Below are 13906 nucleotides of genomic sequence, written 5' to 3'. Positions count from 1 at the left end.
CCTGGCGTTCGGGGGCGCCCAGGTATTGCCTGCAGATCTCTGCTCTGCGCATTAATCGGGTCTGCGGGCGTGGACTAGTGGTAAACCGCTTGATTGGCTACGGCATTTAGCTTTCCGATTGGGTACTGTCGAGGCTTTTGAAGTGCATGTCTTCGTTAAGGAACCCACCGATGTCCATCGGAAAAAACTTCGCCGGCGTCATCGCCTTCATGAAAGTCGCGGCCAGCGAAAGCTTCAGCGAGGCGGCCCGCGATCTGGGCATTTCAGTGCCTTCGGTGAGTCGCAGCATTACCCGCCTGGAAACCCAACTGGCGATCAAGCTGCTGGAGCGCACGACCCACAGCGTGGCGGTCACGCAGGAAGGGCGACGGTTTTTTCAAGAGTGCCTGCCCAGTGTCGAGCATCTGTTGCGCGCTACCGAGGCACTCAAGCAATCCACCCAGTCGCCTTCTGGTGTGGTTCGTGTGAGTTCCACGGTGGGCTTTGGGCGCAAGTGCATTGCGCCGCTGTTGCCTGGGTTCTGTAAGGCTCACCCGGACATCACCCTCGAATTTGATCTGAATGATCGCCATGTGGATTTCGCCGAAGGTCGCGTGGATGTCGCGATTCGCAACGGGCGGCTGGAGGACGCCGATGTGATTGCCAGGCAACTGGCGCCGATGAGTTTTGTCACCTGCGCCGCGCCTGAGTACCTGCACGTAGCCGGCTACCCGCAGACCCTGGAAGACCTGGCGGCGCACAAGACTATCGCCTTTCGCCTGGCGCAGTCGGGCAAGCCGCATGTGTGGGAGTTTGAAGTCGACGGGCAGTTCGTGCGGCTGCCATTGCCATACAGCCAGTTGTTCAATGACCCTGAACTGGTGGCGCTGGCGGCTGTGGCCGGTGGTGGGGTGGCGCAGCTCGCCGGTTATCAGGCGCAGCACTGGATCGCACAACAGCGCCTGGTTGTCTTGCTACCAGGCTATATGGCGCAGGCGCGGGGCAGGGGGCATTACATCTGTTATCGCCAGCGAGACAAAACGCCGCTGAGGGTGAAATTGTTTGTGAACTACATGGTGCAGGCCTTTAAGGCATGACCATTGGGTAAAGGCTTTTGCCAGGGTGCCTAATTGTCGCGGGTGGCGACGGCTGGGCACTATCCGGGTGATATTTATCACCGGAAAATCAATATGTTAAGCAAAGCTATCAAAACCTGGCTGGAATGGCTGTGGCTGCTGCCGTTCGCCGCGGCGCTGTACTATCCGTGGGCGCTGGCGTGGAGTAACCAGGCGCATGTGGCAGGCGCCGGCACCCCGGTCGCCCTGGCGCTGATCCTGAGTGCCTATGCCGTGCCGCTGTTGGCGTTTGCCTGTGTGTATGTCACCGGTGTTCAACCGGTCATGAGCGCACGCCTGGTCCTCGCGCGCCGCTTGTCGTGCCTGGCGGTGGCTGCGCCTCCTGCGTACACGCTGATGGGCGTCTTGCTGTACCTGATGAAAATCGAGGGCCACGACATCGCGGTATGGAGCGGGCTGTGGCTGGCGCTGGCGGGCTTTTTTGCCATGGTCTCTTCAACGGGGCCGAGCATCAGCCTGGTGACCTCGGACAAGACCTATATCAAGCTGCGTGTCGCCCACGGCATCGCCTCGGTGGCGATCCTGTTGGTGTTTCTCGCGCCGCACCTGTTCAACCATCTGCTGGGTGTACTGGGTACCGATGTGCATAAGTCGGTGATGGACGTGCTGCGACGGGTGTATCGCAATGGCTGGCTGGAGCCGGTGATCATTGTCACGTTTTTCTTCCAGATTCTCAGCGGGCTGGTGTTGATTCGCCCGAAGACCGTCACGCGTGCCGACCTGCTGGACGCGTTACAGACCGCCTCCGGCGCCTATCTCTCGCTGTTTATCGCGTCCCATATCAACTCGGTATTTACCCTGGCGCGTTACTTCGGCACCGACACCGATTACGCCTGGGCCGTGGCCGAGCCCGTAGGGTTATTAGCGGATCCATGGAGCATTCGGCTGCTGCCGCATTACTCGCTGGCGGTGTTCCTGTTGATTGGGCATCTGGGTTGTGGTTTGCGAGGTGTATTGCGTAATCACAATGTCAGCGAGTCACGCAGTTCGCTGTTGACCTGGCTGGTGATTGGCATGGGCGCCATAGTCACGATCATCATTACCAGCGGCATGCTGGGGGTCAGGGTTTAGGCTGTTTACGGCACCGTAAAAAGTAATGGCTTGTGTAATTCAAAGCGCTCAACGTATTATCCAAGATCTTACTTGGTTATATGGTTGATGGGCATTGCGCCACTGCACCAGAATCTGTCCATCGACACGCCTTTGTTGAAGCATGCCGTGCGTTCCCGCGACTGCTTCGTTCAACCTGCAATGGGCTTGAGTACGGCGTGAGGCAGAGGCTGCGATGGACTGCGCAGCGGTCGTGAATCCTGAAGCGCTGGTGTATCCGGGACACTGCGGTAAGGGCTTGCGATGGTTGCGCAGCCCATCACAGCCTCTTTCTTACAGGCGGCGGGGCTGGATACTGTAGGCGCAGCGCCGGTCCCCGGAAATCAAATGCTCGCGCCGCTCCACCACATTCTCATCGCCCAGGGCTGCCTGGAAGATCTGCAGTTCCGAACGGCAGAACCCCTGGCATTTGCGGGCGGCCACGCAGATCGGGCAGTGGTTTTCCACCAGTAGCCAGCCATCGTTCAGCGGCTCCATCTGCGCCATGTACCCGGCGCGCTCGCGAATCTGCACCAGGATCTCGACTTTCTCCCGCAAGCTGGGTGCGACGGAGCAAGCCTGGATGTATTCATGCTTGGCGGTCGCCTCCATGCTGGCGATGACTTTTTCCACGCCTTCGCTGCCAAAAATCCCTTCGATGGACTCGATCAGGTGCAACGTCAGCACGCTGTGGGAATCGGGGAATTTGCTTTGGGCGGTTTCGGTCAGGGTCCACTTCAACGATGGCCGGCCGGCACCCGAGATGGGGGCTGATACGCCGACGATCAACTCCGCGACCTGCAACTTCTGGATTTGCTGGCGGGCGGCTTCGGAGGTGATGTCCAGCAGCGCAGCCAGGTCCGTGGTTTTCAGTGGGCCACGGGTCTTGAGCAGGAACAGGATGCGGTCCCCGGTGGATGCCTGGCTGTCGTCGGTGGGTGTGGCGTTCATAGATCGGGAATAACCATGGAAGTGACCGGCTCATTTGACCACAGCACGCATGTTGAGGCACCCCTTGATGCGCCTGAAGGTACGGTTCCAGTTGATTTGTATCGAAAGCATTCTGCTGGCCCATCACGCATTTTTCCCTCGCTACTATCGGCCGCCTGCCCAACCCACGAGGGAAAAGGAATGAGTGAGACCCCCGATAGCCTGATCACACCACCCGAGGGATACAGCGATTGGCTGTCCGATCTCAAGAGTCGAATCCACTCCGCCCAGCAGCGCGCCACCCTGGCGGTAAACCGCGAGCTGGTGTTGCTGTATTGGCAAATCGGCCAGGATATTTTGACCCGGCAGGCACGGCAGGGCTGGGGGGCCAAGGTGATTGAGCGGCTGGCGCAGGATTTGCGTTCAGCGTTTCCGGAGATGAAGGGTTTTTCGCCGCGCAACCTGAAGTACATGCGTGCATTTGCCGAGGCGTGGCCGGATTCCGAATTTGTGCAACAGGCTGCTGCACAATTGCCTTGGGGCCATAACCTAGTGTTGCTGGACAGGCTGCCCGGCCCCGAAACCCGTCGCTGGTACATTGCACAGGCCATCGAACACAATTGGTCGCGCAACGTCCTGGTGATGCAAATCGAAGGTCGCCTGCTGGAACGCAGCGGCAATGCGGTCAGCAACTTCGAGGGACTGCTGCCCAAAGCCCAATCCGACCTGGCTCGCGAATCACTTAAAGATCCTTACCGTTTCGACTTCCTCGGCCTGTCCCTTGACGCGCAGGAACGTGAAATCGAAAACGCCTTGGTCAAACATGTCACCGATTTTTTGCTGGAGCTTGGCGCCGGTTTTGCCTTCGTGGGACGGCAAGTATTGCTGGACGTAGGGGACGAGGAGTTTTTCGTCGACCTGCTGTTTTATCACCTCAAGCTGAGGTGCTACGTGGTGATCGAACTCAAGGCCGGTAAATTCAAACCCGACCATCTGGGGCAGTTGGGCTTTTACCTCGCGGCGGTAGACGCCCAGCTCAAGCACCCGCAGGACAGCCTCACCATCGGCTTGCTGCTGTGCAAGAGCAAGAACGAAGTAGTGGCCGAATACGCCCTGCGTGACACCTCGCGCCCCATTGGTGTTGCCGAGTATCAACTGGTGGAATCCCTGCCTGCAGAGCTGCAAACCAGCTTGCCGAGCATCGAACAGATTGAGCGAGAGCTGGCAACTGATCGCCCTTCCATGGCAAGTGCTTCGTAGGACAGTGCCGACAGACTGGACATTGGCAATCGCGTCGGCACAATAAGCGCCTTGAAAGGAACTCACCCTAGGAAAGCCATGGCCCGCCGTATTCATTCTGCCTATCCAATGTTGTTGCTCACTGGCGTGCTGATGGGCGCGGGGATGCCTGCCAGTGGCGCGTCCTTCGATTGTAAAAAGGCCTCCACCACGGTGGAAAAGGCTATTTGCGCCAGCCCTGAATTAAGCGAACTCGACACTACGCTGGGCGTGTACTACCGCCAGGCGATGGCCAAACTGGCACCCGACCAGCGCGACGAATTGCGCCGTGGCCAGCGCATCTGGCTGCAGGCTCGCAACGCGTGTGCCGGTGCCCCGGAACAACTGCCCGGCTGCCTGCAATCCCAACTGAGTCAGCGAGTGGTCGAGGTGGGAACCATCACCCACAAAGACACCGCAGCCCTTGACGCAATCATTGCCAGTATCCCGTACCATCCGGCCCAGGCAGCAGAAGGGCTCCGGCGCTACCCGATGAACGATCTGGCAGCCGCCTGGCTGGTTTACCTGCAGCGTTTTGAACCCGACAGTGGCGTGACGGAGAATGAGGCCGAGGAGAATCGCAAGCAGGTTCTCGTAGCACTCAAGGAAGACAGTTTTCCCTGGTCGATCTGGCAGGACCTGCAAAACGATCCCGTCGTCAGCCGTGACCGGGTGACGTTGACCTTGCTGCGCATGATGATTGAGCGCCAACAGTATGAGATGTACGCCGACCAACGCCCGTATGTGCACTGCTTTGTCTTCAGCCGGCAGGGCGAGGTCGCGTATGAGTCGTTCGGATCGTTGTACGGCTCCACCCGCGACAGTTTTGCGCCGATCTGTGCCCCCCAAGGTGATCTGTTTGCACAGCCGGCGTGGAAGCGGTTGGACGACAGTTTGACCGAGCCTTTGTCCACGGCCTCGCAAAACGAGGGCACGATCCGCTTTGCCAGCTATGCCGACTGGAACACTCTTTCCCTCAAGGCCACTGCGTCGCCTCGGCTGTTTCTCCAGCCAGGCGCCGCAGGCAAGACCCAGGATCCTGAATTAACGCTGCGCAACTGGGGCACTGATAAACACTGGCCCGCCAAGCAACGCCAGCAGGCGCTGGCGGCCATTGAACCGGCGCGCCAAGTCACGAGCGAATGGTTGCAGCGCGAGCGGGGCTTCTCTGCTGTTGATGCCCGGCAAGCATCCCGGGAAATCGTTCGGCAGTGGTTGAACTTGCGCCTGGACTTTATCGGTGGCCCAAGCGAGCTCTAGTTTCTCAACTTCCCGATGCAGGCGCGGGTTTCTTGTCGCTCTTGCTGGACGGGGGCTGGGTCGAGAAGCCTTTGTGGCGCGTGCTCTTCACGCTTTTTGACGGCGCGGGCGCATTGGTCTCAGTGTCCTTGCTGCCACTGCTGTCGGCCCCGGATGGGCTGCTGGGATAGGTGCCTGGCGGCAGTGCCGAGCCTGGCACGCTGTTGCCGCTCAAGGCAGGCGTCTCGGGTGCGGTGTTGTCGCCGAAGGCTGCGTAGACGGGGGCATACAGTACGAGCGTCAAGCTGGCGGCGAGTACGATCCTTTGGGAAATGCTGGTCTTCATGACTCAATCCCTCTTGGCGATGGGGACCGAAGCCCGGAATACATCCAGGCTTCGGCGACGCCTCAATCAAGACTTCTTGGAGCCTGGCGCGTGGCTGTGAGCCCCGCCTTTTTTGCCCGCTTCAGAAGCCTTCTCGCGGTCATTGGCGAAATTGCCGCCTGAACCCTGGCCGCCGCTTTTACGGTTTGTGTCTTTCTGGTCTTTGTGACCAGCACCTGGGGTGGTTTTTCCACTATTAGCCATTTTGAAAACCCTCAATGATGAGCGAATCAATGGTGTTGCCTAATTGGGAATCCTCCAGCCAAATCAAAGTTTGAAATAGTTTCCAGGCATGCGACGAATGGACATCAAGCGGCCATTGGTTTCGCGCCGGGTGCTTTCTTGTGCGCGGCTTTCATCGCTTCCATCTCCGCGCCCAGCTCTTCCAGCAAGGCCTTGCCCAACAGCTTCCTGGCCTGTGGGAACATCTCGCTTTCCTCTTCCTCGATATGGTGCTCCAACAGTTCCTTGACGACTTTCACCCGGCCGGAAAACTCGGTGGTGGAGGGCGAAGTCTGCTTCAGGTCTGGCAGGACGAGGGAGTCGACGGTGCGATGTTCTTCCTTGGCCTCGTGGTACATGATTTCCTGATCCTTGCCCCCGGCCTTGCGAAAAGCCGGATAGAGAATTTCCTCCTCAAGGCGGGTGTGCAGGCTGATTTCCATTTCCAGTTTCGCCAGTAGCTCGGTGCGCTTTTTGACGCCGCGTTCAGTAGACTCACTCAGCTGGTTCAGGATGGCTTTGACGCGTTCGTGGTCGGCCTTGAGAAGATCAATGGCATTCATGGGTGACACCTCACGGGTAGCGAAAGGGCAGGTCGAATTGCCCGCCTGTCCAGACCTCTACAGCATGAGTTGTACCAAGTTGAGCGGAATATTTATTAGCTTATAAATCAATAATTTATATCGAATAAATATCGGCGCTGGTCGTGCAGGTTGCACGGTCCAGTGGCGGCTGGCATGCATTAAACCATGCCTAGCCGCCGCTGACTTTCCAGTGCTTGATATCGTCGGCAAACACGATCTGTTCCACCTTATGGGCAATCCCGTAGGCCAGTGACTCGTGGGCGGCGATGACTTTTTCCTCGGCCGACAGGCACTTGAAAATATCCAGGTGCGTGTCGGCGTTGGCGGTTTCCAGTTCGTAGATTTTCACGTAGCGCGCCAGGTCGTTGTCCAGGCTTGAAAGGTATTCCCGCAGACGCTGATGATCGACGGAGCTCTGGTTGAAGTACCAGTTCATCGGGTGGATCAAAAAGCGTGAGTGGGGCGTGGTGATCCGGCGACCGGCCGCCAGGAACATGATGATGCCCATGGATTCGATGTTGCCTGCATTAATCGCACACAGCGGCACCGGTAGGGACTTGAGGAAGGTGTAGAGGGTAAAGCCGAAATTGGTGCTGCCACCGGTGGTCGACAGGTTCAACAACAACGAGCTGGCGCCTTGCTCGATCGCGTCCAGGCAGCAATCCCGAAAGCGCTCGGTAGTGCCCTGATCGATCTGGCAGTGAAAGTGGATGATGTGCTCGGTCATCCTGGGCCTCCGTAGGGTAAGAGGTGACGTACAGTTGAGTCTAGAAGGTTGCGGCGCATGTGCCGCAACCGTTGGGCGAGAGCCATCAGCTGCAATTTTAATGAACCCTCGGGTGTGTTGCTTGACCTAACGCATACGACCTCAGGAGGATGAATCATGCAAATCGAATATGTCTGGATTGGCTTGGCGGTGATTCTGGTGCTGCTGGAACTGTGGGCGATCAACAGCGTGCTGCGCAGTGGCAGTGGCTGGGAAACCAAGGGTTTATGGTTGGTGGTACTGATCTTCATGCCGCTGTTGGGGCTGATTCTCTGGGCGCTGTTTGGGCCAAAGGGTGTGAACCGCGCGACACACGCCGCTGAGCACGGCAAAAGCTAAGACAGAATCGAAAAAGAACAGGCGCCCAAGGGCGCCTGTTTGCGTTGGGTGGCGTCAAGCCGCCAGGGTTTTGGCAATCGCCTCGTTGAACGCAGGCAAATCATCAGGCGTGCGCGAGGTGATCAACGTCCAGCCATTGGCCGGGCATTCTTTCACCTGCGCATCCACCCAGTTGGCTGCGCCGGCATTGACCAGGTCGGTACGCACGCTTTTGTAGGAGGTGAGGGTCTTGCCTTCGATCACGCCGGCATCGATCAGGGCCCAAGGGCCGTGGCAGATGGCGGCTACGATTTTACCTGCCTTGACGAAATCATTGATCAGCCGCAAGGCATCGGCATCCTGACGCAGGGTGTCAGCGTTGACGGTGCCGCCGGGGATGACCAGTGCATCAAAATCACTGCCGTGCAGATCCGAAAGCTTGGCATCGGACTCCACTGTCCTGTCTTTCTCGGTGTCCTGGAGAAAGGTCTGGGTGCTGCCACCTTTGCTCGAGCCGTGGGTTACCGTGGCGCCAAAACCACGCAGGGCTTCCAGCGGCTTGAGCAATTCGTCGCGCTCGATGCCAGTGTTGGAGGTGATGATCAGAATCTTCTTGCCGTGCAGTTGCGAACTCATGGTCGAGTGTCTCCTGAGTGGGTAGATAATTAATTGGCGTGCTGGGATTGCAGCTCCTTGGCCATCTTCAAGTGGGTTTCGAGCGTCGGCAGCGTCTTCTCGGCAAACGCCTTCAGTTCGGCGTTGTCCGAAGAAGCGGCTTCTTTTTTGAACAGCGCCACGGTGTCTTCATGGGCCTTCACCTGGTTGTCGGCGTAAGCCTTGTCGAAAGATTCTTCACGAATCTCCAGGATCATTTTTTTTGCCTTGTCGGTCAGGCTGGCATCATCCGGTACCTTGATATCAAGCTTGGTCGCCAGGGCAGTCAGCTCCTGGTTGGCCTTGGTATGGTCGGTGATCATGTGCTGGGCAAACGCCTTGATATCGGCGGCACCGCTTTTTTCCAACGCCAGTTTTCCGGCCTCGACTTCGGTAATTCCGCCTTGCGCGGCGGCGTCGACGAAGTCATTGGAGGTGGCCGCCATGGCCATGCCAATCGAGCCCGCGGCCAGTGCGAAGGTCAGTCCCATTTGTTTCATCAGCAAGTGCTTCATGATGCTTCTCCTGAAGAGTGGCGCGATGCCGTTACCTGACTGTTGAGCGGGTGCCTGAGCAAAAGGTTTAAATTAATTTGCGCTTATTTCTCCGGGCCGCAGCCCACGCAATTTCCTTGAACTATCAAAAAACCATGGGCTCTGCTGCATAACGGCTCCGCGCTGGAGCCTGATCATTTAACAGCAGGAGAATCACCATGGGCACTGAAAAAACCGCCGACAAAACCCCCGATGCAATCAGCTCCGAACAGGCGCAGAAAGGTCGCCAGCTTGACGAGAAGGACAGTTCCTTGCAGCGCCCCAACCCCAAGACTGAAACCGTTGATAAGGTGATTACGCCGACGTCTATCAAGGACACACAGCGGCAAACCGACTTGATCAATGAACAGGCGGCCAAGGCCGAGCGCAAGCTGGGCCAGTGAAGAACGGAGGTCGTCATGGGGCGATCCATCAGTGCCGGTGAGCTGGGTATCGAGCTCAAAGCCGGTGATGACACCGCACTGTTCAAGTGGTTTATCGCCAGCTTCTTGATGGGCAAGCGCATTCAGGCGCAGATCGCGGCGCAGGCCTATCAGGTGATTGTGGTGAAGCATGGCCGGGACACGCCGCGCAAACTGCAACACTGCACCTCCCGTGAGTTGGTGGCCATGCTCGGCGAGGCGCATTACGTGCGTTACGACGAAAGCACCGCGCAACGCCTGCTGGACCTCAGTAGCAAGTTGAACGCGGAGTACGCGGGCAAGATCAGCCAGATACACGATGCCAGTGCCGACCGCGCGGAGTTTGAAAAACGCTTGAACGCGTTCGAAGGCGTCGGGCCGAAGACGGTGGAGATCTTCATGAGGGATGCAGCGTCGGTGCTGTTCTGATGCCGATTTTTCTGGGGTGTGCCGGTTGGAGCCTGCCTCGTGAGCAATGGCCTCGCTTTCCCCGCCAGGGCACCCATCTGCAACGTTATGCCGCATGCTTGAATGCGGTTGAAATCAACAGCTCCTTTTATCGTCCCCATCGTCCGCAAACCTATGAGCGATGGGCGCAATCGGTGCCGCCGGGCTTTGGTTTTTCGGTCAAGGTGCCTCGGCTGATAACCCATGAGTTGCGTCTGCATGACTGCGATAAGGCGCTGGATGAATTCCTCTCACAGTGCCTGCAGTTGGGTGATCGCCTGGGCTGCCTGCTGGTGCAATTACCGCCTTCATTGAACTATGAGGCAGCCATCGCTGCCGGTTTCTTCACGGCCTTGCGCCAACGCTTCGCCGGTAATGTGGTGCTGGAGCCCCGGCATGCCAGTTGGGTGCGGGCCGAAGGCATATTGCAGGAGTATCAAATAGGCCGGGTGGCCGCCGACCCTCCGGTGATCGCTGAAGGTGACGTACCGAGAGGCTGGCAAGGCGTGCGTTATTGGCGCCTGCACGGTTCGCCGCGTATCTATCACAGCGCTTACGAAATGGATCGATTACACGCCCTGTGCGAGGCGATGCAAAGATCGTCAACCGAGGGCGTTCCCACCTGGTGCATTTTTGACAACACCGCCAGTGGCCATGCGGTTGCGGATGCCCTCAGCCTTCAAGCCTTGCTTGGTGGAAGGCATGAATGTGGTCAATGATTTGCGCTGACGCCTCGGTGATTGCGGTACGGGTGTTGCCCGCGATGTGTGGCGTCAGTATCGCGTTGGCAATACCCGTCAAAGGCGATTCGAACTGATGTTTTTCCCTGGCAAAGGTATCGATGGCGACCCCCTTGATATGGCCGGGAACGCGCGTCATGAACGTCGCCAACTGGCCCTCGTCGACAATGCCGCCACGGGCTGTATTGATCAGGATCGACCCCGGCTTCATCCGAGTGAATGCAGTGCTGTCGAACAAGCCCCTGGTCTGCGGGGTGAGTGGGGTATGGATGGACACGACATCGGCCTCATCCAGCAATTCGCCGAGTGTGGCGCGCCATTGCAGGCCCAGGTTCGCGGCGGCCTGCCGGGTGAATCGCTCCGAGCCGGTGGCGATCACTTGCATGCCCAGGGCCCGGGCCTTATGGGCGAGCACCTGGGCGATCCTGCCGGTGCCTACCAGCCCCAGCGTCAACTCGGCGATTTGCAACGCGGGCGCGAGCAGGCCTTTCGACCACTGGCCTTGATGGGTTTGGGTGTTGTAGAGGTTAAGGTCCCGAGACAGGAACAGGGTTTGCGCCAGCACATATTCCGCCACGGCCGTTGCGTTGGAGCCCGGGGTATTGAGCACGGCCACGCCATGCTCGGCGGCGGCCTGCAAGTCGATATGGTTAAGCCCGACGCCGGCCTGGGCGATCGCCTGCAACGGGCTGCTTAGATCCGGCGAGGCCACGGCGTTGATCAGTGCAGCGCCCAGGGGAATGTTCAAGCGGGTCTTGAGTACGCTGTAGCCACCGGCTTTTACCACCGCGCTGATCAGTGAAGGTGTGTCGTGGCAGTTGATATCCACGAACTGAATGCGCCCGTCGTAATGGGTTTTGATGCTGTCCTGATCGGTGAAGTAGTGCAGGTTGAGGGTGATTTCCAGGCCGTATGCCAGGCACCGTTCGATCTCATCATGGAGCAGGGGAGGGTTGGGGGCATCCAGGATCAGGACGGGAAACGCCATCGGAATACTCCTCTGCAAAGGCTATCGGGCTGTTATGGGGGGCATGTCAGGCATCCACTTGCATCACCTCCAGCCCCAGGCATTCATAAGCCTCGACGCTGCCCGGCGGCACATGCCACTCGGTAATCAGGGTATGGATGCGACTGCACGGTGCCACCACAAATGGCTCCACGGCGCCCAGTTTGTCGGCCAGGGTGACGGCCACCACGTGGGAGGCGCTGTCGAGCATAGCTTGTTTTACCGCCACCTCCTCAAAGTGCAGCGAGCTGATGCCGACCTGTGGATGCAGGGCGCATACACCCGTGAACAACAGGTCGGCCTTGATGCCCTGGATCAGCCGCAACGCCTCGTGTCCGCTGGCCGCCATGGTCACCGGGTTGAGTTGGCCTCCAGCGAGGATCACCGTCACATTGGGGTGCTCGGACAACGCGATAGCAATCATCGGTGAGTGGGTGACGGCGGTCAGCTTGATGGAGTGCGGCAAGGACTGGGCGATTTGCAGGGTGGTGGTACCGGAGTCGAACAGCACGATTTGGCCGTCTTCCACGCGATCAGCGGCGAGTTGCGCCAGGTGGCGTTTGGTCGCGGTGGTTTCGCCGAACCGGGTGAAGAAGTCCTTGCCGGTGTCCTTCGGTCGCGGCAGGGCGCCGCCATGCACGCGTTGCAGTAAACCTGCGGAGGCAAGTTCGCCGAGGTCGCGGCGAATGGTGTCCTGGGAAACAGCGAAATGTTCCACCAGTTCCGAGGCGGTGACCTTGCCGTCGCGCTCCAGCAGCAACAGGATTTTTTGTTTGCGCAGGGAGGGCAGGTCGACGGCGGCATGGGTGTTATGCATGTTTGTGCTCGTTAATGCGTGTTTGTGCGAGATTAATCAGCATTCGGCGGAAACGCAATGGGTGGCTGTGTCCCTCCGACGCCCTGTCGAATGTGCTGAAAATCATGACCAAACCACACAGGATCATGAACGTGCTCGGTACCCAGTGCCGTGTTTCGGTCAGCGGGCTGATGCAGGAGTTTTAGCTGCCGTGAAGCTTTCCAGCAGGGCATCACTGAGCAAAAAAATCGTAAAAAAGTAAAAAGAGTTGTCCACGAAAACCGTGGGTATCTCTGTGGATAACTTCCCTTGAGCCCGGCGGGTATGGCGATTTAACCGGCGGTTAATATTTGATCAGTCGCTGTTTGTGGCCAGTATGGGCAGGCTTTGCGCCTTGACAGGCACCGGCGAAACCGGTGCCGAAATGCAGATTTAAGAGTCGTTCGGGCGCCCGGTAGAGGGACCGGCCACTTGGGTTGGGCGCTTCGATTGCATCAGGCTATCCAGGGCCTGGCGATAGTTGCGCCCAGCCAGCCGCATGCTGTCGTTATGAGTAGCGCCGGGCACCAGCAACAGGTGCTTGGGCTCTTGCGCGGCATCAAACAATTGCTGACTGAAGCGCGGTGGCACAAAGGCATCGGCGAGTCCGTGGACCACCAGCAGCGGCATGTGGATATCGGCGATCTTGTCGATGGAATCGAACTTCTGTGACAGCAGCCAGCGCACCGGCAATGAAGTATTGGCCACCGCCGTGGCTACATCTGCCAGGGAGGTGAAGGTGGATTCGATTACCAGCCCGCGCACCGGGGGCGGCACATGGTTATCCGCGGCCTGCTTGCCCAGCTCTGCCGCCAGGTCGATGGCCACAGCGCCACCCAGGGAGTGCCCGTATATGAGGCGTTTGGCGGGGTCGGGTTGCAGCACCTGGAAGCGTTCCCAGGCAATGCGCGCGTCTTCGTACACGCTGGTTTCCGAAGGCAGGTCACCCCGGCTCTGGCCGAAGCCGCGATAGTCGATGGCCAGTACCGAGAAGCCCAGGGCCCGCAGTTGTTCGATGCGAAACAGCTGGCCGGTGAGGTTCCAGCGTACGCCGTGCAAATAGAGAATCGCCGGGGCGTCCTTCTGCGCCGCCGGCCACCACCAGCCGTGAATATTTTGCCCGGACTTGAAACTTGCGGGTTTCAGGTCGAACTCCTGCACATCACGCGGCAACCCGCTGTACCAACTGGCTGTGCCCGGCTCGACGCGAAACAGCAGTTCGCGCTCCTTGTGTTGCAGCACCGCGCACCCCACGGGCAGGCCGATGATCAAGGCCGCCATGCACAGCAGGGGAAACCAGCGCAAGCCGAGGCGGGACAGGAAACGTGAAGACATGAAGGTTC

The 13906-nt window shown here is 58.8% G+C and carries 17 protein-coding genes and 1 pseudogene; 8 read left to right on the top strand and 10 right to left on the bottom strand.

The features are described 5' to 3' along the window. The first annotated feature begins 170 nt into the window (after window positions 1-170). Entirely contained in the window at window positions 171-1076 is a 906-nt protein-coding gene (locus BLU46_RS01695; protein WP_093197686.1) for a LysR family transcriptional regulator, read from the top strand. Between the two features lie 93 nt (window positions 1077-1169). Next, window positions 1170-2186 (top strand): hypothetical protein, encoded by a 1017-nt coding sequence (locus BLU46_RS01690; protein WP_093197681.1) that lies wholly within the window; start codon window positions 1170-1172, stop codon window positions 2184-2186. Between the two features lie 312 nt (window positions 2187-2498). Here the strand turns inward: BLU46_RS01690 and BLU46_RS01685 are convergent, their stop codons facing one another. Beyond that, window positions 2499-3155, bottom strand: a complete 657-nt coding sequence (locus tag BLU46_RS01685; RefSeq protein WP_093197676.1) for a helix-turn-helix transcriptional regulator — start codon at window positions 3153-3155, stop codon at window positions 2499-2501. 180 nt (window positions 3156-3335) lie between these two features. Here BLU46_RS01685 and BLU46_RS01680 point away from each other — a divergent pair, with 180 nt between their 5' ends. Continuing rightward, window positions 3336-4394: a PDDEXK nuclease domain-containing protein gene (locus BLU46_RS01680; RefSeq protein WP_093197671.1), complete on the top strand. Its 1059-nt coding sequence runs from the start codon at window positions 3336-3338 to the stop codon at window positions 4392-4394. Between the two features lie 78 nt (window positions 4395-4472). After that, window positions 4473-5672, top strand: a complete 1200-nt coding sequence (locus BLU46_RS01675) for a lysozyme inhibitor LprI family protein (RefSeq protein ID WP_093197666.1) — start codon at window positions 4473-4475, stop codon at window positions 5670-5672. A 4-nt stretch (window positions 5673-5676) separates the two neighbouring features. Here the strand turns inward: BLU46_RS01675 and BLU46_RS01670 are convergent, their stop codons facing one another. From BLU46_RS01670 to BLU46_RS01655, 4 genes and pseudogenes are all read right to left on the bottom strand, one after another. Further along, entirely contained in the window at window positions 5677-5997 is a 321-nt protein-coding gene (locus BLU46_RS01670; protein WP_093197662.1) for a hypothetical protein, read from the bottom strand. Window positions 5998-6063: 66 nt separating this feature from the next. Continuing rightward, window positions 6064-6177, bottom strand: a pseudogene (locus BLU46_RS33135) (general stress protein); the annotation flags it as partial. Between the two features lie 167 nt (window positions 6178-6344). Continuing rightward, window positions 6345-6821, bottom strand: coding sequence for a hemerythrin domain-containing protein (locus BLU46_RS01660; RefSeq protein WP_008435010.1), 477 nt, complete (start codon window positions 6819-6821; stop codon window positions 6345-6347). 190 nt (window positions 6822-7011) lie between these two features. Beyond that, complete coding sequence (locus tag BLU46_RS01655) at window positions 7012-7569, bottom strand: ATP-dependent Clp protease proteolytic subunit (protein WP_063030826.1); 558 nt, start codon at window positions 7567-7569, stop codon at window positions 7012-7014. Window positions 7570-7725: 156 nt separating this feature from the next. Between BLU46_RS01655 and BLU46_RS01650 the strand changes: the two genes are divergently transcribed. Beyond that, entirely contained in the window at window positions 7726-7947 is a 222-nt protein-coding gene (locus BLU46_RS01650) for a PLD nuclease N-terminal domain-containing protein (RefSeq protein WP_063030824.1), read from the top strand. Between the two features lie 54 nt (window positions 7948-8001). Here BLU46_RS01650 and BLU46_RS01645 read toward each other — a convergent pair whose 3' ends face one another. Further along, window positions 8002-8562: a type 1 glutamine amidotransferase domain-containing protein gene (locus BLU46_RS01645; protein ID WP_093197658.1), complete on the bottom strand. Its 561-nt coding sequence runs from the start codon at window positions 8560-8562 to the stop codon at window positions 8002-8004. 29 nt (window positions 8563-8591) lie between these two features. Beyond that, window positions 8592-9095, bottom strand: coding sequence for a DUF4142 domain-containing protein (locus BLU46_RS01640; protein ID WP_063030822.1), 504 nt, complete (start codon window positions 9093-9095; stop codon window positions 8592-8594). 197 nt (window positions 9096-9292) lie between these two features. On the opposite strand from BLU46_RS01640, the gene BLU46_RS01635 reads away from it, so the two are divergent. The 3 genes from BLU46_RS01635 to BLU46_RS01625 are packed head-to-tail and all read left to right on the top strand — an operon-like array spanning window position 9293 to window position 10701. Next, on the top strand, window positions 9293-9517 hold the full coding sequence (locus tag BLU46_RS01635) for a hypothetical protein (protein ID WP_063030820.1): 225 nt from the start codon (window positions 9293-9295) through the stop codon (window positions 9515-9517). 15 nt (window positions 9518-9532) lie between these two features. After that, entirely contained in the window at window positions 9533-9964 is a 432-nt protein-coding gene (locus tag BLU46_RS01630; RefSeq protein ID WP_063030818.1) for a hypothetical protein, read from the top strand. Further along, complete coding sequence (locus tag BLU46_RS01625; protein WP_093197653.1) at window positions 9964-10701, top strand: DUF72 domain-containing protein; 738 nt, start codon at window positions 9964-9966, stop codon at window positions 10699-10701. The genes BLU46_RS01630 and BLU46_RS01625 overlap by 1 nt, the downstream gene beginning before the upstream one ends. Here BLU46_RS01625 and BLU46_RS01620 read toward each other — a convergent pair. From BLU46_RS01620 to BLU46_RS01610, 3 genes are all read right to left on the bottom strand, one after another. Then, window positions 10655-11710, bottom strand: a complete 1056-nt coding sequence (locus tag BLU46_RS01620; RefSeq protein ID WP_063030814.1) for an NAD(P)-dependent oxidoreductase — start codon at window positions 11708-11710, stop codon at window positions 10655-10657. The two genes, BLU46_RS01625 and BLU46_RS01620, sit on opposite strands and share 47 nt — an antisense overlap. A gap of 46 nt (window positions 11711-11756) precedes the next feature. Beyond that, on the bottom strand, window positions 11757-12545 hold the full coding sequence (locus tag BLU46_RS01615; protein WP_093197648.1) for a DeoR/GlpR family DNA-binding transcription regulator: 789 nt from the start codon (window positions 12543-12545) through the stop codon (window positions 11757-11759). 411 nt (window positions 12546-12956) lie between these two features. Further along, on the bottom strand, window positions 12957-13898 hold the full coding sequence (locus BLU46_RS01610; RefSeq protein ID WP_017475159.1) for an alpha/beta hydrolase: 942 nt from the start codon (window positions 13896-13898) through the stop codon (window positions 12957-12959). Between the last annotated feature and the right edge of the window lie 8 nt (window positions 13899-13906).

It is taken from the genome of Pseudomonas yamanorum (assembly GCF_900105735.1).
GTDB lineage: Bacteria > Pseudomonadota > Gammaproteobacteria > Pseudomonadales > Pseudomonadaceae > Aquipseudomonas > Aquipseudomonas yamanorum.
This window is presented reverse-complemented; position numbering and strand designations above follow the sequence as displayed.